The sequence below is a fragment of the Pseudomonas sp. Tri1 genome, assembly GCF_017968885.1.
Lineage (GTDB): Bacteria > Pseudomonadota > Gammaproteobacteria > Pseudomonadales > Pseudomonadaceae > Aquipseudomonas.
This window is the reverse complement of sequence record NZ_CP072913.1, coordinates 347,542-366,427: the sequence shown is the minus strand read 5'-3', so window position 1 is coordinate 366,427 and position 18,886 is coordinate 347,542. Positions and strand designations below refer to the sequence as shown.

At 59.3% G+C, this 18,886-nt stretch carries 20 protein-coding genes and 2 tRNA genes; 15 read left to right on the top strand and 7 right to left on the bottom strand.

The window, feature by feature from the left end; all coding sequences use genetic code 11:
* Positions 1-36 precede the first annotated feature (36 nt).
* The 6 genes from hisF to J9870_RS01600 form a co-directional block, all read right to left on the bottom strand.
* Entirely contained in the window at positions 37-807 is a 771-nt protein-coding gene (gene hisF / locus J9870_RS01625; RefSeq protein ID WP_123345509.1) for an imidazole glycerol phosphate synthase subunit HisF, read from the bottom strand.
* Between the two features lie 9 nt (positions 808-816).
* On the bottom strand, positions 817-1,554 hold the full coding sequence (gene hisA / locus J9870_RS01620; protein WP_060739613.1) for a 1-(5-phosphoribosyl)-5-[(5-phosphoribosylamino)methylideneamino]imidazole-4-carboxamide isomerase: 738 nt from the start codon (positions 1,552-1,554) through the stop codon (positions 817-819).
* Between the two features lie 42 nt (positions 1,555-1,596).
* Complete coding sequence (locus tag J9870_RS01615) at positions 1,597-1,851, bottom strand: DUF2164 domain-containing protein (protein WP_003186749.1); 255 nt, start codon at positions 1,849-1,851, stop codon at positions 1,597-1,599.
* Complete coding sequence (gene hisH / locus J9870_RS01610) at positions 1,851-2,489, bottom strand: imidazole glycerol phosphate synthase subunit HisH (protein ID WP_210642413.1); 639 nt, start codon at positions 2,487-2,489, stop codon at positions 1,851-1,853. Before hisH ends, J9870_RS01615 begins: the two co-directional genes overlap by 1 nt.
* Complete coding sequence (gene hisB, locus J9870_RS01605; RefSeq protein WP_003186751.1) at positions 2,489-3,082, bottom strand: imidazoleglycerol-phosphate dehydratase HisB; 594 nt, start codon at positions 3,080-3,082, stop codon at positions 2,489-2,491. Before hisB ends, hisH begins: the two co-directional genes overlap by 1 nt.
* A gap of 269 nt (positions 3,083-3,351) precedes the next feature.
* On the bottom strand, positions 3,352-5,013 hold the full coding sequence (locus J9870_RS01600; protein ID WP_210642412.1) for an OFA family MFS transporter: 1,662 nt from the start codon (positions 5,011-5,013) through the stop codon (positions 3,352-3,354).
* Between the two features lie 262 nt (positions 5,014-5,275).
* Between J9870_RS01600 and panM the strand changes: the two genes are divergently transcribed.
* The 8 genes from panM to J9870_RS01560 all read left to right on the top strand — a co-directional run bounded on the left by panM (position 5,276) and on the right by J9870_RS01560 (position 11,442).
* Positions 5,276-5,674 (top strand): aspartate 1-decarboxylase autocleavage activator PanM, encoded by a 399-nt coding sequence (panM, locus tag J9870_RS01595; RefSeq protein WP_210642411.1) that lies wholly within the window; start codon positions 5,276-5,278, stop codon positions 5,672-5,674.
* Between the two features lie 117 nt (positions 5,675-5,791).
* On the top strand, positions 5,792-8,017 hold the full coding sequence (locus J9870_RS01590) for an AsmA family protein (protein WP_210642410.1): 2,226 nt from the start codon (positions 5,792-5,794) through the stop codon (positions 8,015-8,017).
* Positions 8,014-9,081 (top strand): A/G-specific adenine glycosylase, encoded by a 1,068-nt coding sequence (mutY, locus tag J9870_RS01585; protein ID WP_210642409.1) that lies wholly within the window; start codon positions 8,014-8,016, stop codon positions 9,079-9,081. The genes J9870_RS01590 and mutY overlap by 4 nt, the downstream gene beginning before the upstream one ends.
* Entirely contained in the window at positions 9,078-9,350 is a 273-nt protein-coding gene (locus J9870_RS01580; protein WP_210642408.1) for an oxidative damage protection protein, read from the top strand. The genes mutY and J9870_RS01580 overlap by 4 nt, the downstream gene beginning before the upstream one ends.
* 102 nt (positions 9,351-9,452) lie before the next feature.
* Positions 9,453-9,528, top strand: a tRNA-Phe gene (locus tag J9870_RS01575).
* Positions 9,529-9,647: 119 nt separating this feature from the next.
* Complete coding sequence (locus tag J9870_RS01570; RefSeq protein WP_210642407.1) at positions 9,648-9,977, top strand: DHCW motif cupin fold protein; 330 nt, start codon at positions 9,648-9,650, stop codon at positions 9,975-9,977.
* A 65-nt stretch (positions 9,978-10,042) separates the two neighbouring features.
* Positions 10,043-10,450, top strand: coding sequence for a hypothetical protein (locus J9870_RS01565; protein WP_210642406.1), 408 nt, complete (start codon positions 10,043-10,045; stop codon positions 10,448-10,450).
* Between the two features lie 545 nt (positions 10,451-10,995).
* The gene (locus J9870_RS01560; RefSeq protein ID WP_210642405.1) at positions 10,996-11,442 is read left to right on the top strand and encodes a hypothetical protein; all 447 of its coding nucleotides are present in this window, start codon (positions 10,996-10,998) and stop codon (positions 11,440-11,442) included.
* A 9-nt stretch (positions 11,443-11,451) separates the two neighbouring features.
* Here J9870_RS01560 and J9870_RS01555 read toward each other — a convergent pair whose 3' ends face one another.
* Positions 11,452-11,889 carry a carboxypeptidase regulatory-like domain-containing protein gene (locus tag J9870_RS01555; RefSeq protein ID WP_210642404.1) on the bottom strand — a complete coding sequence of 146 codons (438 nt, stop codon included), beginning with the start codon at positions 11,887-11,889 and terminating at the stop codon, positions 11,452-11,454.
* 380 nt (positions 11,890-12,269) lie between these two features.
* Between J9870_RS01555 and J9870_RS01550 the strand changes: the two genes are divergently transcribed.
* The 7 genes from J9870_RS01550 (at position 12,270) to J9870_RS01520 (ending at position 18,237) form a co-directional block, all read left to right on the top strand.
* A complete protein-coding gene (locus J9870_RS01550; protein WP_210642403.1) occupies positions 12,270-13,043 on the top strand; it encodes an ABC transporter ATP-binding protein in 774 nt (257 codons plus the stop codon).
* A gap of 13 nt (positions 13,044-13,056) precedes the next feature.
* On the top strand, positions 13,057-13,806 hold the full coding sequence (locus J9870_RS01545; protein ID WP_210642402.1) for an ABC transporter substrate-binding protein: 750 nt from the start codon (positions 13,057-13,059) through the stop codon (positions 13,804-13,806).
* Between the two features lie 76 nt (positions 13,807-13,882).
* On the top strand, positions 13,883-14,578 hold the full coding sequence (locus J9870_RS01540) for an ABC transporter permease (protein ID WP_210642401.1): 696 nt from the start codon (positions 13,883-13,885) through the stop codon (positions 14,576-14,578).
* Positions 14,575-15,264 carry an ABC transporter permease gene (locus J9870_RS01535; protein WP_210642400.1) on the top strand — a complete coding sequence of 230 codons (690 nt, stop codon included), beginning with the start codon at positions 14,575-14,577 and terminating at the stop codon, positions 15,262-15,264. Before J9870_RS01540 ends, J9870_RS01535 begins: the two co-directional genes overlap by 4 nt.
* Positions 15,245-16,477, top strand: a complete 1,233-nt coding sequence (locus J9870_RS01530; protein ID WP_210642399.1) for a methyltransferase — start codon at positions 15,245-15,247, stop codon at positions 16,475-16,477. Before J9870_RS01535 ends, J9870_RS01530 begins: the two co-directional genes overlap by 20 nt.
* Before the next feature lie 426 nt (positions 16,478-16,903).
* Positions 16,904-16,979: transfer RNA gene (locus J9870_RS01525), tRNA-Thr, on the top strand.
* Positions 16,980-17,247: 268 nt separating this feature from the next.
* Positions 17,248-18,237, top strand: a complete 990-nt coding sequence (locus tag J9870_RS01520; RefSeq protein WP_210642398.1) for an Abi family protein — start codon at positions 17,248-17,250, stop codon at positions 18,235-18,237.
* Positions 18,238-18,886 lie beyond the last annotated feature (649 nt).

Genomic DNA, 18,886 nt, shown 5'->3' with positions numbered 1-18,886 from the left:
CCAAGAGTGCCTTGGGCCCGCCATGGTGTCCAGCGATCAGCGAATGCAGATACCGCGATGCGCCATATAGGCCTTGGCTTCCGGCACGGTGTATTCGCCAAAGTGGAAGATGCTCGCCGCCAGTACCGCGCTGGCATGGCCCTCGATAATCCCGTCGGCCAGGTGCTGCAGGTTGCCGACACCACCGGAGGCGATGACCGGAATGCCCAGGGCATCGCTGATGGCGCGGGTGACACCGAGGTCGAAGCCGTTTTTCATGCCGTCCTGGTCCATGCTGGTCAGCAGGATCTCACCGGCGCCCAGACCTTCCATCTTCTTCGCCCATTCAACGGCGTCGAGCCCCGTAGGTTTTCGGCCACCGTGGGTGAAGATTTCCCAACGCGGGGTTTCGCCCGGGCCGGAGACCTTCTTGGCATCGATGGCGACGACAATGCATTGCGAGCCGAAGTGCTGGGCCGCTTCGCCAACGAATTCCGGGTTGAACACCGCCGCCGTGTTGATGGACACCTTGTCTGCACCGGCGTTGAGCAGGTTGCGGATGTCCTGCACGGTACGCACGCCGCCGCCCACGGTCAGCGGGATGAACACCTGGCTGGCCATGCGCTCGACGGTATGCAAGGTGGTATCACGGCCGTCGACGCTGGCCGTGATGTCGAGGAAGGTAATCTCGTCGGCACCCTGCTCGTCGTAGCGACGGGCGATTTCCACCGGGTCGCCGGCGTCACGGATGTTCTCGAACTTCACGCCCTTGACCACTCGGCCGTTGTCCACGTCCAGGCAAGGGATGATGCGTTTGGCCAGCGCCATGGTGAGTCCTCAGCCTTTGTAGGAATCGCAGAAGGCCTGGGCCTCGGCGACGTCCAGGGTGCCTTCGTAGATCGCGCGACCGGTGATCGCGCCGATGATGCCGGGGGCCTTGGCGTCGAGCAGCGCCTTGATGTCGCCCAGGTTATGGATACCGCCGGAGGCGATCACCGGGATCTTCGTGGCGGCGGCCAGGGCGGCGGTGAACGGGACGTTGCAGCCCTGCATCATGCCGTCTTTGGCGATGTCGGTGTAAACAATGGCAGACACGCCGTCAGCCTCGAAACGCTTGGCCAGGTCGATCACCTGCACGGTGCTGACTTCAGCCCAACCGTCGGTGGCGACGAAGCCGTCTTTTGCGTCCAGGCCAACGATCACCTTGCCCGGGAAGGCGCGGCAGGCTTCGGCGACAAACTCAGGCTCCTTGACGGCCTTGGTGCCGATGATCACGTAGCTCACGCCAGCCTTGACGTAGTGTTCGATGGTTTCCAGCGAACGAATGCCGCCGCCGATCTGGATCGGCAGGTTCGGATAGCGCTTGGCGATGGCCGTGACCACCTCACCGTTCACCGGCTGGCCTTCGAAAGCGCCGTTCAGATCGACCAGATGCAGGCGACGGCAACCACCTTCCACCCACTTGGCGGCCATGCTCACCGGGTCATCGGAGAACACCGTGGAATCTTCCATGCGGCCCTGACGCAGACGTACGCAAGCGCCGTCCTTGAGATCGATAGCGGGGATAATCAGCATCTGGCAAACCTTCAAAGACGAATATTCAGCTTGGCTCGAAAATCAGTTTTTCTCGAGCGCCCACAGGTCGCTTTCAATGCTTTCGAACCTTTCTTTAAGGTGCGTCTGCACATCGAAAATCGCCCTGTTGTAATAGTGCGGCGCAATCTCGCGGGTAAACAGATCAAGAATTTCCGCCGCTTCGAACGAGCCCAGGTCCAGCTCGAAACGTTCCTCCATGAACCGCTGGATCTTGCGGTTCGCCTCACTCTCCTGCTCGGGCGTGAGGGTGAGGATCGGCGGTTTCTTGCGGGCCATTACCAGCGACCGTCCCACGCCGCGAAGTTCTGCAGCAACTGCAAGCCATGGGTGTGGCTCTTCTCCGGATGGAACTGCACGGCGAATCGCGAACCGTCGGCCAGGGCTGCAGCGAAATCGACGCCATAGTGACCGCTGCCCACCACCTGCCGCGCATTGCCAGCGGCGATGTAGTAGCTGTGCACGAAATAGAAGCGCGCCAGGTCCGGGATGTTGTGCCACAGCGGGTGATCCACCGTCTGTTTCACTTCGTTCCAGCCCATGTGCGGGACCTTCAGGTGCTCGCCGTCTTCATGCAGGCCCTTGCCGAAGAACTTCACCTGGCCTGGGAACATGTTGATGCAATCGACACCGTCGTTCTCTTCGCTGCGTTCAAGCAAGGCTTGCATGCCCACGCAAATGCCGAGGAACGGACGGTCCTGGCTGACTTCATGCACCAGCGAATCAAAGCCCAGGCGACGAATCTCGGCCATGCAATCGCGAATCGCCCCGACGCCGGGGAAAACCACCCGGTCGGCTTCGCGAATCACGGCGGCATCACTGGTGATCAGCACCTTGCCAGCACCCACGTGCTCGAGGGCCTTGGCCACCGAGTGCAGGTTACCCATGCCGTAGTCGATAACCGCGACCGTCTGCATTACAGCACGCCCTTGGTGGAAGGCATTTGCCCAGCCATGCGGTCATCGAGCTCGACGGCCATGCGCAGGGCGCGGCCGAATGCCTTGAACACGGTTTCGATCTGGTGGTGAGTGTTGTGCCCGCGCAGGTTGTCGATGTGCAGGGTCACGTTGGCGTGGTTGACGAAGCCCTGGAAGAACTCCTGGAACAGATCGACATCGAAGCCACCGACGGTGGCACGGGTGTACGGCACGTGCATCTGCAAGCCCGGACGACCGGAGAAGTCGATGACCACTCGCGACAGCGCTTCATCGAGCGGCACATAGGCATGGCCGTAGCGACGGATGCCCTTCTTGTCGCCGATGGCCTTGGTAAAGGCCTGGCCCAAGGTGATACCGACGTCTTCCACCGTGTGGTGGTCGTCGATGTGCAAGTCGCCTTTGCTGACGATGTCCAGGTCGATCAGCCCGTGACGGGCGATCTGGTCCAGCATGTGCTCAAGAAAAGGCACGCCGATATCAAACCGGGCCTTTCCGGTGCCATCCAGGTTGATCGAGGCTTTGATCTGGGTTTCCAGAGTGTCGCGCTCGACAGACGCCTTACGTTCGGCCATCACCAGCTCCGCAAAATCATTGGGCGAAAAAGGCAGCCATTATAGGGGCGCGAGCGGCAAACAGAAACACGGGAGGTGATATCCCTGACGGGTTGTCGGCGATAGACATGTCCATACAAGCTTTTGTGATCACCCAAAACAACTGTGGGAGCGAGCTTGCTCGCGATGGGGGTGGGCCAGCCAACAGAAATGTCGACTGACACGCCCCCATCGCGAGCAAGCTCGCTCCCACATGGGTTGCCCTGACCCAATGGGTCAGGGCAACGGTCTTAGTGGAACAACACCGCCGTCTTCTGCAGGGTTACCCAAACGCCCCACGCCAACGGAATGCCCACCACCAGCCAGGCAGCGACTGCCAGGGGCTTGGTGCCCGGCGCGGCTTTCCACTCCAGGGAAGTGGTGCTGTCTGCGCCCTTGTCATGGCCCAGCGCCTGCTCGGCAGCCAGCTCGGCGTCGGTCATGAAGTACTTGTCGGCGACCGGGCGAACCAGCAGGTTGCACAGGAAGCCCAGTACCAGCAGGCCGGCGAGGATATACAAGGTGATGTCATAGGCTGCGGCACGTTCAACGCCGATGCTCAGTTGATATTCACGCAGGTAGTTCACCAGTACCGGACCCAGCACGCCCGCCGCAGCCCATGCGGTCAACAGGCGACCGTGGATCGCGCCAACCATTTGCGTACCGAACAGGTCCGCCAGGTAGGCCGGCACCGTGGCGAAACCGCCGCCGTACATCGACAGGATGATGCAGAACGCCGCCACGAACAGCGCGACGCTGCCCAGGTGACCGAGGTTCGGAATCAGCGCGTACAAGGCAAAACCCAGGGCGAAGAACACGAAATAGGTGTTCTTGCGACCCAGGTAATCCGAGAAGGATGCCCAGAAGAACCGTCCACCGATGTTGAACAGGCTCAGCAGACCGGTGAAACCGGCGGCGATGGCGGCGATCTGGCCCAGTTGCGTAGCGTCCAACTGGCCGAACGGCAGGTCATTGCCGAGCAACTTGCCACCGAACACTTCCTGCAGCAGTGGCGAAGCCATGCCCAGGATGCCGATACCAGCGGATACGTTCAGGCACAGCACCAGCCAAACCAGGCGGAACTGCGGGGTTTTCCAGGCGACGTTCACGTGAACGTGGCGATGGGTGATCATCGCGTTCGCGGCTTTCTTCGGTGCCGGGGTCCAGCCTTCAGGCTTCCAGCCTGTCGGCGGGACGCGGTACGACAAGGCCCCACCGATCATGAACACGAAGTAGATCGCGGCCATGACCAGGAAGCTTTGCCACACACCCACGCCAGTCGGCGAAGCGAAGTGGCTCATCAGCGCTGCAGCCAACGGAGCACCTACCATCGCGCCGCCGCCAAAGCCCATGATCGCCATGCCGGTGGCCATGCCACGCTTGTCCGGGAACCACTTGATCAGGGTCGAGACCGGGGAGATGTAGCCCAGGCCCAGGCCAATACCGCCGATCACGCCGGAACCGATCCACATCAGCCATATCTGGTGGGTATAGATACCCAGCGCGGAAATCAGCAGGCCACCGCACCAGCACAATGCCGATACAACACCAGCCTTGCGTGGCCCGGCGTGTTCCAGCCAGCCACCCCAGATGGCTGCCGAGCAACCCAGGAAGATGAAGAACAGGGTGTAGATCCAGCCGAGCATCGAGATCGGCCAGTCACATTGGGACGAAAAGACTTGCGAGATGAAGCTCATGTCCGGCGCACAGGCCACAGGCTTGGTGACACCCAAGGCTTTGGACAGTGGCAACCAGAACACCGAGAAGCCGTAGGCCATGCCGATGCACAGGTGAATGGCCAGTGCGGCCGGTGGAACCAGCCACCGGTTGAAACCGGGCTTGGCGATGATGCGTTCCTTGGAGAGGAACGCAGGCTGGTCGGCGATGCCGCCGGCCGTGATGCTCGTGCTCATTGGTGTATCCCCCAGTTATTAGAATGGTTCGCCAGCCACGCATCACCATCAGCCTTCATTGCACGCAGGCATGACTGTATTTTCTGGTGAAGCTCCATTTTAGTGCGACATTACGCCGCAACAGGACGGGCGAACAGGCAAAGGTTACCATTTGATCGTTACAGAAGAATCAAAGTGATATCACCTTTTTCGTGTCATCTGTCATATCGCGCCATTGCTGACTTTCTGTAGGGCGTGAACCGTTTATTTTTCAGGAATGTGTATGCCCATCGTCGTCGAGCACCTGAACGAAGCCACCGGCCAAGACCAGCAGGACCTGCACAAAATCTACCGAGACGCCCCTACTTGGCTGTTCGAGCCTTTTGTCGACGCCGCACAACTCATACAGAGCAGCCTGGAAGACGGCTCGCTGATCGCGGCACGCTTCAATGACCGGCTACTAGGTGCCGCATGCCTGCAACGGCACCAGGACACCTGGCACTTGTCCCATATGTGCGTACGAAACATTACCCGCCGTCGGGGCGTGGCTGAACGGCTGGTGAGCGAAGCGCGGAGAATCGCCGCGGAGAACGGCGCAGAACTGCGGCTGTTGGCCCCGGCCGGGCATCTGGAAGCCCAGGCACTGGCGGCCAAACTGAAGATCACGCTGGATGAACGCTAATGAAGGCCTACATAAATCCCGTGGCGAGGGAGCGAGAGACGATCACCCAACGCACCAGCAATTCAGGGCGTTATACTCCCAGGCTAAATTTTGAACTCAACCTATAAGGACTCGCCCATGAAAGCGTTCGGCAAAATCCTGGGTCTGGTACTTCTCGGGCTGTTGCTGATCATTGTGGCCCTGGGCTTTGCCCTGACCCACCTCTTCGATCCCAACGACTACAAGGAAGAGATCCGCCAGATAGCCCGCGATAAGGCCCACATTGAGTTGACCCTCAATGGCGACATCGGCTGGAGCCTGTTCCCATGGTTGGGTCTGGAGTTGCATGACGCCAGCGTCGCGACACTGGCCAACCCGAAACAACCTTTCGCCGACCTGCAGATGCTCGGCCTGTCAGTGCGGGTGATACCGTTGCTGCGCCGGGAAGTGCAGATGAGCGACGTCCGGGTCGAAGGCCTGAACCTGCGACTCAATCGTGACAAAAATGGCCACGGCAACTGGGAAGACATCGGCAAGACGCCCGCCTCGGCAACGACGGCGAATGCCCCGGCCCCTGCCGAACAGCCAGCCCCCACCACCGGCACTGCGGCAGAAAAGCCAGCCCAGCCGACCCGCCTGGACATCGACAGCCTGACCGTGAACAACGCCCGGGTCGAATACACCGACGAGCAGACCGGCAAGCTGTTCACCGCCGAAAGCATCCAATTGAGTACCGGCCCGGTACATGACTCCACCAATATCCCGGTCACCCTTACCGCATTCCTGTCCAGCAACCAGCCGGCCGTGCGCGTGCGCACCGAAGTCACTGGCGAACTGCGCTTCGAACGCGCCTTGCAGCGCTACAAGTTCGAAGACCTGAAGCTGTCGGGTGAAGCCACAGGCGATCCGTTGCAGGGCAAGAGCCTGAATTTCGCTGCCCAAGGCCAGTTATTTGTGGATAAAGCGGCAAACGTCGCCGAATGGACTGGCATCAAGCTGTCTCTCAACCAGCTGCGTGCCTTGGGTGAACTGAAGGTCAACGACCTCGACAAAACGCCAAAGTTGAGCGGCGGTGTGTCGATCGCCCAATTCGACCTGGCAAACTTTGTCGACAGTATCGGCCAGAAACTGCCGGCCATGGCCGAAGGCAGCCTGAGCAAGGTCGAACTGGTCAGTCGCATTGCCGGCACACCGACTAGCGCCGAATTCAATGACATCAACCTGAAAATCGACGACAGCAGCTTCAATGGTCGTATCGTCGTGGAAGACTTCGCCAAGCAATCCTTGCGTGCGCAGCTCAAGGCCGACACGTTCAACGTCGACCGCTACCTGCCACCCAAATCCGCCGAAGCCGACAGTAGCAAGGCGGCTCGCGAGGCCGAGGTCAACAACACCGAAGCCAGCGCCATGGCCGGTGCCGGCAGCACGCCACTGCCAAGCGCTCCGACCCAGGGCGCCTGGAGTAACGACCGACTGTTTCCGGTGGAGCGCCTGAGCAAACTGGACCTGGAAGCCGACCTGACCTTCGGCCAACTGACCCTCGATAAACTGCCCATCCAGAACGCCGCGCTCAAGGCCACGGGCCTTGGCGGCCTGCTGACCCTGGAGAACCTGCGGGGCGATTTGTACAACGGCAACTTCGAAGCCAAAGGCACCCTGGACGTGCGCCAGCCCACGCCGCAGTTGAACCTGCAAACCCGCATCAACCGGGTGCCGGCCGAGAAAATCATCGAGAGCCAGGGTAAGAATCCACCGGTCAAAGGCCTGGTGACGCTCAACAGCGCCATCACCGCCAGCGGCAACAGCCAGAAAGCCTTGATCGACAGCCTCAACGGCAACGCCGGTTTCGTCATCAATGATGGCGTGCTGCTCAATGCCAACCTTGAACAGCAGCTGTGCAAAGGCATCGCCACCCTCAATCGCAAGACCCTCAGCGGTGAACCCCGGGGCAAGGACACGCCGTTCCAGCAACTCAACGGCAACCTCACCTTCAATAATGGCGTGGCCAGCAACCCGGACCTGAAAGTCCGCATTCCCGGCATGACCGTCAACGGCAACGGCGACATCGACCTGCGGGTGCTGGGCATGGACTACCGTGTGGGCATCATCGTCGAAGGCGACAAGAGCGACATGCCCGACCCGGCCTGCCAGGTCAACGAACGCTACGTCGACATCGAATGGCCGTTGCGCTGCCGCGGGCCACTGGAACTGGGCGCCAAGGCCTGCCGCCTGGACAACGAAGGAATGGGCAAGGTTGCGGCGAAACTGGCCGGCGACCGCCTCGGTGACAAGATCGAAGAGAAGCTGGGCGACAAGGTCAGTCCCGAGCTGAAAGATGCGCTCAAGGGGCTGTTCAAGCGATGAAAGCCGAGCAGTTTTCCAGCGCCGTACTGGACTGGTTCGACCGCCACGGGCGCCACGATTTGCCCTGGCAACAAGGCATCACGCCGTATCGGGTGTGGGTTTCGGAAATCATGCTGCAGCAAACCCAGGTCAGCACCGTACTCAATTACTTCGATCGGTTCATGGCCTCGCTGCCCACCGTCGAAGCCCTGGCTGCCGCGCCAGAGGACGAAGTGCTGCACCTGTGGACCGGGTTGGGCTACTACACCCGCGCCCGCAACCTGCAGAAAACCGCGAAGATCGTCGTCGACCTGTACGGCGGTGAATTCCCCCGTGACGTGGAAAAACTCACTGAACTGCCGGGTATCGGCCTGTCCACAGCCGGCGCCATCGCCAGCATCAGCATGGGCCTGCGGGCACCGATCCTCGATGGCAACGTCAAGCGCGTACTGGCGCGCTTCACGGCCCAGGAAGGCTACCCGGGCGAACCAAAAGTTGCCAAACAGCTGTGGGCCACCGCCGAGCGTTTCACACCCCAGGACCGGGTCAATGCCTACACCCAGGCGATGATGGACCTGGGCGCCACACTCTGCACCCGCAGCAAACCCAGTTGCCTGCTCTGCCCGCTGAAAAACGGCTGTGAGGCGCACATGCTCGGCCTGGAGACTCGCTATCCGATCCCCAAGCCGCGCAAGGAAGTGCCGAAAAAACGCACGCTGATGCCGATGCTGGCCAACCGTGAAGGCGCGATCCTGCTTTACCGTCGCCCCTCCACCGGGTTGTGGGGTGGTTTGTGGAGCCTGCCGGAACTCGACGACCTCGACGACCTGCAGCACCTGGCCCTGCAACACTCGCTGGAACTGGGCAAACACCAGGAGATGCCAAGCCTGGTGCATACCTTCAGCCACTTCCAGTTGGCGATCGAACCCTGGCTGGTCCGGGTCCGGGAAACCGGCCATCACGTGGCCGAGGCCGACTGGCTCTGGTATAACCTCGCCACCCCGCCGCGCCTGGGCCTCGCCGCCCCGGTCAAAACCTTGCTCGAACGCGCGGCCGCCGTATTGAACGCAGGAGAGTTGCAATGACCCGCACCATCATGTGCCGCAAGTACAAAGAAGAACTCGAAGGCCTGGAGCGCGCTCCGTTCCCAGGCGCCAAAGGCCAGGATATTTACGACCATGTCTCGGCCAAGGCCTGGGGCGACTGGCAGAAACACCAGACCCTGCTGATCAACGAAAAACGCCTGAACATGATGAACGCCGAAGACCGCAAATACCTTCAAGGCGAGATGGACAAGTTCTTTTCCGGCGAAGAATACGCCAAGGCCGAAGGCTACGTGCCGCCGTCCGAATAAGCTGCTCAGAATCGGGGCGGATCGTAAGCGACGGTAATAATTAAATATTTTTTGAAAACTTGCTTGACGACCCCCTGAAAAACCCGTTTAATGCGCCCCGTTGCCCAGATAGCTCAGTCGGTAGAGCAGGGGATTGAAAATCCCCGTGTCGGCGGTTCGATTCCGTCTCTGGGCACCAAATACCGAAAACCCCGATCAAGAAATTGATCGGGTTTTTTTATTGCCCGGGATTTCCTTCCTCAGCCTTATCGACTCGGCTACATTCCTCCGCTTCCCTCTAGTAGCGAGCGAGTCGACATGGACATCACCAACATCCCCTTTGGCACCACCGACTGGGCAACCATCGAGCCCACCGAACACAAAGGCGTCACCGGAACCGCTTACTGGCGCACTCGGCAATTCGGGAATATCCGGGTGCGGATGGTGGAATACACGGCGGGGTATCTGGCCGACCACTGGTGCAGCAAGGGCCATATCCTGTTTTGCCTGAAGGGTGAGTTGAACACCGAACTGGAGGACGGGCGACAGTTCGTGCTCAAGCCAGGCATGAGCTACCAGGTAGCCGACCAGGCCGAGCCCCATCGCTCTTCAACCTCACTGGGTGCCACGTTGTTTGTAGTGGATTGAATTCGAAGCGCCCGCCATGACGCTGTAGGATAGATCGCCTTATTTTCATGTCAGGAATCTGACCCATGTCATCGGCAAACAAACAGCAGAAGCGCAACCAGCGCGCCAAGGCAAAAGCCAAGAAGAACCGGATTCAACGTGCCGCCGCGCCGAACGACTTCCTGGACCCGAACGACGAGCGCATCGACCTGGAAACCGTGGATTTATCGGAGCTGTTCCAAGCCATGCGTGCGGCAGAAAAGATCAGTCAGCAGGCCATGTGCGCAGTTTTCCTGGGACATCCATTGCTCGCACTCGTGCTGGAACAGGAAGGCGAAGAAGAAGCCACTGACTTCATCATCACCGCCCTGATCGAATATCGGCGCATGACAACGGACGTCGACGAGCAGACCGCACTGGACTGGGTCGAGAGCGAGCAGTTCCAAGCCGATTACGTCGCTGCGTCCAACGCGCTGGCGCAAGACCCGAGCTGACCATCACCCCGCCAAGCGCCTTTGTCATGAGGGCGCTCGCGGTGGATGACACCCTCTTGGGATAGCGCCTACAAACAGAGGGCAACCGACATAAGGTGGCGTCATCCCCGTCTTGCACGAATCAGCTGTTTTTCCTCCCGAGCAATCAGCCTCGTCCGGCATCATCGACACTTTGTCTGGAGCATCCTTTTGGTCCGCCCACCCTCACGGTTGCCCTTTCGATGACTTCCCTCCTGCCTCAAGATGACCCAAAGCTCGCACCGCTGATTAACGAGCTTGGCGAACTGATCCGCCAAGCACGCCAGAAAGTGCTGCGCGCGGCCGGAAGAAGAACTGCGCAATGAGCTGGATCGCGAACGGGCGCGACTTGAAGACGTGACCGTCGACCTCCGAAAACCGCATGTTCAGTAAACCCATGTAGGATTACGCGCTTTTTCAGCAACAGCGACCTCAAGAACGCTATCCTGCATATCACCGGTCGCAGCCCATCCTTCTCTGATCCAGGCCTTGCGGGCCGCCCCTAACGAATTGGAAACCGAAGCCCAATGGCCTCACTGAACAAACAGCAAAAACGCGCCAAGCGCGCCAAAGACAAAGCCAAGCAGATCCGCATGACCGGACGCAAATCCATCCCAATGTATGGGGACCCGGCCCACGCGACCGCCCAACCGCCAGTCTACGTACTGGAGCTGTTCGTCAAACTGCGCGAAGCTGAGGCCATCAGTCGCAGCGAAATGCTCGACACACTGCTCGCGTCCCTGAGCGTGATGATCAGCGAACGCCCGAGCCTGCTGGACCTGAAAAACGCCGAAAACGAAAGCATGGCAGCCACTAACCTGGCCGCCGACATGCTGGTGGATTACCGCATGTGGGTCGATGAAATGGACCGCGATACCGCCCAGCGCTGGCTCAGCACGCCGGAATTCATCAAGGACTTCAGCGAGGCGCTGGATCGGTATCGCCAGTCGATGGAAGAGCCCGCTAGCGAATAAGTCGGCCGGCTATTCGTCACCGTTCCAATGGAATACCAAATTGCGTGCGGCACCGCTGCCAACCTGAGCAGTGTCGCGGCGCACCTCACCGTTGCGGGTCGCCATTACGGTGTACTTGCCTGGCGGCAGTTGCACGTAAACCAGCGGTCCTGCGTCATTCAGCGTCAGCAGCGTTTGCCCCGACGCGCTCTGGACGGTGACATCCACATCCGGGATGTATTTGTTTTCCACGCCAATCGCAAATGTCATGTGCAGGTTATAACCCTGGGCCTGTCCGATCGCCCGGGCTTCATCCTCGCCGATACCGCCGGACAGATAGGTGATGCCGTTCTGTTGCAACGGCTGGACCTGAACGCCTGTATTGTCGATAGGGGTAAGGTCTGTGGCGTTGAGCGTAAGAGGGAATAGCAGTGCGCCGATGGCGATAAGACAGTAGATAGACTTCATGGCGGCAATTCCTGATTCAGGGAAATCCACCTTATTTGATCGATTCATGGACGTTGCGGTTTAGATCGATTGGAAGTTGAGTCGACTGCGGATTGGAATGACACGCTCATCCGATTAACCCTTCCAACCCCCGCCCAAAGCTGGCACCATCGCGCCTTTTTTTACGCTACTCCCCCGGAATCTTCACCGGCAGACAGGGTTCAAACGGCTGTTCGGTTGTTGATGGCGCGACAGTCTGCTGCGCCTATGCGACAACCTGCCGCACATCACCGGTTTACCACCCGTAGCGCTGTTGGCGGCCTTTCGGACGCATGCTAGCTTGGCCGCCTCGCCAAGGAAGGCCGCTAACAGCAAGGGAGCACACACCATGAGGACCGCACATGGCTCAGGCCACGCCCGCGCTTAAAATCCGCAACCTGCACAAACGCTACGGAAAGCTGGAGGTGCTCAAAGGCGTCTCGCTGACCGCCCGCGACGGCGATGTGATCTCGATCCTGGGCTCCTCCGGGTCCGGCAAGTCCACGTTCCTGCGCTGCATCAACCTGCTGGAAAACCCCAACCAGGGGCAGATTCTGGTGGCCGGCGAAGAGCTCAAGTTAAAGGCGGCAAAAAACGGTGAGCTGGTGGCCGCCGACGGCAAACAGATCAACCGCCTGCGCAGCGAGATCGGTTTTGTATTTCAAAACTTTAACCTCTGGCCGCACATGAGCGTGCTCGACAACATCATCGAAGCGCCGCGCCGAGTGCTCGGCCAGAGCAAGGCCGAAGCCGTCGAAGTGGCCGAAGCCCTGCTCGCCAAGGTCGGCATCGCCGACAAGCGTCACGCCTACCCTGCCGAGCTGTCTGGCGGCCAGCAACAGCGCGCCGCCATCGCCCGCACCCTGGCGATGCAGCCCAAAGTAATCCTGTTCGACGAACCCACCTCCGCCCTTGACCCGGAAATGGTCCAGGAAGTACTTAGTGTGATCCGCGCCTTGGCCGAAGAAGGTCGCACCATGCTGTTGGTGACCCACGAAATGGGATTTGCCCGTCAGGTTTCCAGCGAAGTGGTGTTCCTCCATCAGGGCCTGGTCGAGGAACAAGGATCGCCCCAGCAGGTCTTCGAGAACCCGCTTTCGGCACGCTGCAAACAATTTATGTCTAGCAACCGCTAACGGAGCAGTACACATGCAGACCTACAAGAAATTCTTCCTGGCCGCAGCCGCCAGCCTGGTCTTCTCAACCAGCGCCATGGCAGCCGACAAACTGAAGATGGGCATCGAAGCCGCCTATCCGCCGTTCAACAACAAGGACGCCAGCGGTCAGGTCGTGGGTTTTGACAAAGACATCGGCGATGCCCTGTGCGCCAAGATGAAAGTCGAATGCGAAGTGGTCACCTCCGATTGGGACGGCATCATCCCGGCCCTGAACGCCAAGAAGTTCGACTTCCTGATCTCTTCGCTGTCAATCATCGAAGAGCGTAAGCAGGCCGTGGATTTCACCGACCCGTACTACTCCAACAAACTGCAGTTCATCGCACCGAAAAACGTCGATTTCAAAACCGATAAAGACTCGCTCCAAGGCAAGGTCATCGGTGCACAGCGCTCCACCTTGGCTGGCACCTACCTTGAAGACCATTATGAGGGTGTCACCACCAAGCTCTACGACACCCAGGAAAACGCCTACCTGGACCTGACCTCCGGCCGCGTCGACGCGATCCTGGCGGATAAATACGCGAACTACGACTGGCTGAAAACCGACGCTGGCCGTGCTTACGAATTCAAGGGCGACCCACTGGTGGAAAGCGACAAGATCGGCATCGCCATACGCAAGGGTGACCCGCTGCGCGAGAAATTGAACGCCGCGCTGAAAGAAATCGTCGCCGACGGCACCTATAAAAAGATCAACGACAAGTACTTCCCGTTCAGCATCTACTGATCCTGACGTGCCTGGCCGGTGCCGCTCTTGCAGCACCGGTCCTTAGCAAAGCCTGCCGCGATATGAACACACACCCATGATGATCGATCTCTACGGATTCGGCCCGGCGCTCGCCGCCGGCGCGCTGATGACCGTCAAATTGGCGCTCTCGGCCCTGTGCCTTGGGCTGCTGCTCGGCCTGCTCGGCGCCTTGGCCAAGACCTCCCCGTACAAGCCGCTGCAATGGCTTGGCGGCACGTATTCGACACTGGTGCGCGGTATTCCGGAATTGCTCTGGGTGCTGCTGATCTACTTCGGTACCGTCAACCTGATGCGCGCCTTGGGCGAGTACTTCGGCAACCCTGAGCTGGCCCTTGACGCATTCGCCGCCGGCGTCATCGCCCTGGGGCTGTGCTTTGGCGCCTACGCCACGGAAGTGTTTCGCGGCGCGATCCTGGCGATTCCCAAGGGCCATCGCGAAGCCGGCGTAGCCTTGGGCCTGTCGAAGTGGCGGATCTTCACCCGGTTGATCCTGCCGCAGATGTGGCGCATCGCGCTGCCCGGCCTGGGCAACCTGTTCATGATTCTGATGAAAGACACGGCGCTGGTCTCGGTGATCGGCCTGGAAGAAATCATGCGCCACGCGCAAATCGGCGTGACCGTGTCCAAGCAACCGTTCACCTTCTATACGGTGGCCGCATTCATGTACCTGGGGCTGACGGTGCTCGCCATGATCGGCATGCACCTGCTGGAACGACGCGCCGCCCGTGGATTTACCAGGAGCACCCAATGAACTGGGACGTCATCATCAAGTGGCTGCCGAAGCTGGCCCAGGGCGCCACACTGACCCTGGAGCTGGTGGCCATCGCCGTGATCGCCGGCCTGCTGCTGGCGATTCCACTGGGCATCGCCCGTTCTTCACGCCTGTGGTACGTGCGGGCGCTGCCCTACGCCTACATCTTCTTTTTCCGTGGCACGCCGTTATTGGTTCAACTGTTCCTGGTCTACTACGGCCTGGCGCAATTCGATGCCGTGCGCAGCAGCGTGTTGTGGCCATACCTGCGCGATCCATTCTGGTGTGCCACCGCCACCATGACTCTGCACACCGCCGCATACATCGCCGAAATCCTGCGTGGCGCAATCCAGGCCATCCCACGGGGCGAGATCGAAGCCGCGCGAGCCCTGGGCATGTCGCGGCCCAAGGCGCTGCTCTACATCATGCTACCCCGCGCCGCGCGCATCGGCCTGCCGGCCTACAGCAACGAAGTGATCCTGATGCTCAAGGCCAGCGCCCTGGCGAGCACCGTGACCTTGCTGGAACTCACCGGCATGGCCCGCACCATCATTGCCCGGACTTACCTGCCGGTGGAGATCTTCTTCGCGGCTGGCATGTTCTACCTGGTGATGTCGTTCCTGTTGGTGCAAGGCTTCAAGCAACTGGAGCGCTGGTTGCGCGTCGATGCCTGCCAAGGACGCTGACAGCGGCGTGCTGACGGGCGAGGCGCTGCTCGCTCGTTTCACCACGTTGGACGCTTTTCTCACGGAGCACCAGGCCCTGTGGAAACCGCGTCCGTTCACCCATCTACAGCTGCCCTGGGAAAAGTCCCACCCGGAACTGGCCCAATGGCTACGCCAGCGTTCGCTGGAGGCTGCGGAAAACGACCATCATCAGCCGTGGTTGATTGAAGACGCGCCAGCGCCATTTCCGGAACTGGCAGCGCTTTCCCGCGCATTGAGTGCCGTCGCACAATTACCGGCCAAAGTGCTTGAAGCGCCGGCCCACCGCCTCAACGTCGACGTACCCGGTCGCAAGTGGCAGCAAATCGAGGCATTCGCCAGCCGCCTGCGCTTCGCCATAGAACCGACTCATTGGCTGGACTGGTGCGCCGGCAAAGGCCATCTCGGCCGACGCCTGCTGCACGGCGAACAACAACTGACCTGCCTGGAATACGACCCGGCCCTGGTCGCCAGCGGCCAGCAACTGAGCCAACGCCATCACTTGCCCGCCACACACCTGCGCCAAGACGTGTTGGCGGCAGACGCAGCCCAGGCGATCCGCCCCGAACACACACCCGTGGCCCTGCACGCCTGTGGCGACCTGCATGTGCGCCTGATGCACTTGGCGAGCGCCACCGGTTGTGGACAACTGGCTATCGCTCCGTGCTGCTACAACCGCATCGGCACCGAACAATATCAACCGCTGTCCGACGCAGCCTTTGGCTCCGCCCTACACCTGTCGCTCGACGATCTGGGCCTGCCAATGAGCGAAACCGTCACCGCTGGCGCACGCGTCCGACGGCAACGGGACCAGTCCATGGCCTGGCGCCTGGGCTTCGACCTGCTGCAGCGGCAGATCAGAGAAAGCGACGACTACCTGCCTACCCCCTCATTACCCAGTGCCTGGCTGGAAAAATCCTTCTCTCAGTACTGCGTTGATCTGGCAGCCCTGAAGGACTTATCCACAGTCGGCTCACCGGATTGGGCCGCATTGGAAGCGGCGGGCCACCAACGCCTGGCCGAGGTGCGCAATCTGGAATTGGTGAGAGGCCTTTTCCGACGCCCGTTGGAACTGTGGCTGGTACTGGATCGAGCGCTTTTGCTCACTCAAAAAGGTTACGACGTTCGCCTCGGCACCTTCTGCGAAATGCCCCTGACGCCACGAAACCTGATGTTGCTGGCAGAGCGTTACTGAGGCGAAACAGCCTGTGGATAACTCTGTTGATGGAATATGTCCGGATTCAAGAAATTCGCGATTTCCTGACCGATTCAGGGCTGGTCGTTTTTTGTTCACATGGATAAAAAACCATGAAAACAGGTATTTGCGAGCAAACGAGAAAGCTGTCACAAAATCGCAAGGTGCCACGCGCTTCGTCCTTCCCATTGTGCATAAGCATCTGAGCGAAACGACATAACCGTCGAATTCGGTACGGCCCGGGGCCTGTCGTTACGTCTGGAACCCTGCGTAGTACAACAGCCCACGGTATCGCGCAGTATGGACTTCACCCACCTGCCCCCTTGGATATCACCGCCACTCTGCAACGCCTCGAGCCCCATGCAAAAATAGTCAGAATTCAGGGGTTTACAGAACGCCCCCAGTCGCTATAATCGTCGCCCACACGCCGGTATAGCTCAGTTGGTAGAGCAACTGACTTGTAATCAGTAGGTCCCGGGTTCGACTCCTGGTGCCGGCACCATACAAAACGAAGCCCTCGCAGAAATGCGAGGGCTTTGTTGTTTCTGGAGGTTGAACGTTCCTAGGAGCTGGATAAGACCGATATCGCCTTATCAGCATCGACAGACCAAACCTTGCCTGCGCTCCTACCCGTTACAATTTCACGTCAGTACAAACGTTGACGGTCTCTTGCACCGACCTATAATGCACCCCAACACACCCGCCAAGCCTAGGTTGACCCAGTCAGCAAGCTCAAATCGTGCGGGTTTTTTTTGCCCGGAGAAAACTACATGAGGCCCTTCGACAAGCCGGCTCTCAGCGTAGAACAGCAATTGGAACTGCTAAAGCAACGAGGTTTGCACATCGTCAACGATGATCGAGCCATGCGTTTTCTCGAAGTGGTCACGCTGTTTCGCCTGAGTCCCTACATGCGCCCCTTTCAGGAGCCAGACCCTGAACATACTTTCAAGCCCGGCAGCACACTGAAGGCAATCGTCGATATCTACCGCTTCGATGGTTCCTTGCGGCGCATCACCATGGATGCCATCGAACGTGTCGAAGTCGCCATACGAGCGACTATCAGCAATCATATGTGCCCTAAGTACGGGCCTGACTGGATAGCTGACGCGTCAGTCTTCTCCTCGTCATACTCACACCCCGATCTGTTGCGTCCGTTGCGGGAGCAATTGACTAAGGAACGCAGCAAACTCAGACGTGATATCGACCGCATCAAAAAGGGTCGGCAAGCCGATGGGCTCCAACAACAGCGGATAGAAAACCGCATGCGTGACAACTACTTCCGATATTACGGTGCAACCTATGCCTCCCCTGAGCTGCCACCCGCTTGGGCGGTCCTGGAAGAACTCAGCCTTGGGACGGTATCTACCCTCTTCAATGCCATAGGCAAAAGCGCCGACAAGAAAGCTATCGCCACCAGATTCAGCCTGCCCTTCGAAGTATTGGCCTCCTGGCTCCACACGCTGACCTTTATTCGCAACTGCTGTGCCCATCACTCACGGCTATGGAACCGAGAACTCTCGATTCGACCATCCTTACCTAAAGAATGGACCATTCCCACTGCCCCCGCCGACCAGCCTCAGCCCAAACAGCGGCTATACGTCGTATTGACGATGCTGGCCTACCTAACCGACTTGATCAGCCCAGACAGCCAGTGGAAGCTTCGCCTGGCCGAAATCATGGATCAGCAGGAACTGAATTATTTGAGGCTCATGGGATTTCCAAATGATTGGAAAGATCAACAGCAATGGCGCCTAGCGTAGAGAAACTAGAAATAGACTGCGGTTAATTCCCTGTTTCATCATTCCAGCCAAAAATCGTGGTCGCCCCAACAAATTCCCCTTAAAAATCAATAGTCCACGCAACTTTCCGCGAAACCAATGATTTCACCGGTGGATAATTTCATCCACAGCCGCAGAATCCCCAAAATCCGAGCCTTGCCCGAATTATCCACAGACGTGAAAAAGATCGGGAAAGCCGCTGTGAGTATGAGTAAAACGGGGACAGACCACGATTCCTATCTTAAATGAATGTGCAGATGCCCAATTAATCGTGGTCTGTCCCCGTTTTTACTGAAAAATCGCTCAAACCGACGTTTTCCAGCTTTTCGCCCAGCAGAACCGGGGGCTGCAGCGATGCCCGCCCAAGGCTATACATAGCCCCGCGGTACAACCGGGCTGCACTTTTCTTCCAAAATTTGCAAAACGTAAAATGAGAGATCGCCTGTGAACCTCCACGGCCAGCCTGAGCTGCAGGGTCGTTTGCACTACTTTCGAATTTGCACAAAAAAGGACGCAAGGCCCGTCGGCGGGAGGGGGATAAGTGATTTTTGAGCACTTTTTTTGGGGGGGCCGTTACTTCTTGCCTGTCGGCAATCGTTGTTGGATCCCGTCCCCTGGGGCAATATCAAAA